The organism is Corynebacterium sp. MSK122 (assembly GCF_030229435.2).
GTDB lineage: Bacteria > Actinomycetota > Actinomycetes > Mycobacteriales > Mycobacteriaceae > Corynebacterium > Corynebacterium marquesiae.
The window spans coordinates 1-1,235 of record NZ_JASPHV020000057.1; the positions used below are offsets into that span (position 1 = coordinate 1).

Sequence of the window (1,235 nt, forward strand, 5' to 3'; positions counted from 1 at the left end):
GGTTGCGTCCCCTAACGTGGTGTATCTGTAGCCCGCGGTAAGTCTTGTGCCGGTGTGCATGAAGGCGACCATCGCGGGTACCTTTCGAATCAACTCTTACCTATCCTCGAAAGGAAGTACCCTGCGATGGCCGCTGACCCTCATCATATCGATCCGACTGCGTATCTCGAAGAGCTACTGACTCAAGCGTCCCCAGATTTGATGCGCCAAATGCTCACTGACTTCATCAACCAGATTCTTTCCGCCCAAGCAGACACCGTCTGCGGGGCTGATTACGCCACCGTGTCAGCCGAGCGCACCAACACACGTAATGGCTACCGTCATCGCCAACTTGATACCCGAGTCGGCAGCATTGATGTGGCAATCCCGAAGCTACGCACCGGCGCATTTTTCCCTGACTGGCTGCTAGAGCGCCGCAGCCGCACCGAGCGTGCCCTGACCACAGTCATCGCCACCTGTTACCTGAAAGGAGTCTCCACTCGCAGGATGAACGACCTGGTGGCCACCCTTGGGATCAACAACTTGTCGAAGTCTCAGGTCAGCCAGATGGCCAAAGAACTCGATGACATGGTCGATGACTTCCGCACCCGCCGGCTTGACCAAGGCCCCTACCACTTTGTCTCCTGCGACGCGCTGACAATGAAGGTGCGGGAAGGAGGACGTGTCGTAAAGACCAGCGTGTTGCTGGCCACAGGTGTCAACGCTGACGGCTACCGAGAGCTTTTGGGCATGCAGGTTGCCACCGCGGAATCTACCGCGTCGTGGACCGGGTTCTTTCGGGACCTCATCGCCCGTGGCCTGACCGGGGTATTCCTCGTTACTAGTGATGCCCATCTTGGTATTCAAGCAGCCGTGGGTGACTGCCTGCCGCAGGCTAGTTGGCAGCGGTGTCGAACGCACTTCGCGAAGAACCTCTCGGCCCAGGTTCCCAAAACCCAATGGCCGACTCTGTCAGCGATGTTTCACACAATCTTTCAGCAACCCGATGCCGCTAGTGTGTGGGCCCAAGCTCGTGAGGTTATTGAATTCTGCCAGCAGAAATTTCCTCACGTTGCCACCTACCTCGAGGAGTGTCTCGACGAGCTGTTGGCGTTTACCGCTGCGCCGAGAGCGGTGTGGACCAAAATCTGGTCGAATAACCCCACTGAACGGCTCAATAGGGAGATCCGCCGGCGTACCGATGTCGTAGGAATCTTCCCAAACCGAGACGCTGTTGTGCGCCTTGTTGGGGCGGT

General features: G+C 57.7%; 1 protein-coding gene. It reads left to right on the forward strand.

What is annotated here, in order from left to right; all coding sequences use genetic code 11:
• Positions 1-126: 126 nt before the first annotated feature.
• The coding region (locus QP934_RS11410) for an IS256 family transposase (protein WP_419127581.1) at positions 127-1,235 on the forward strand (1,109 nt) is incomplete at its 3' end.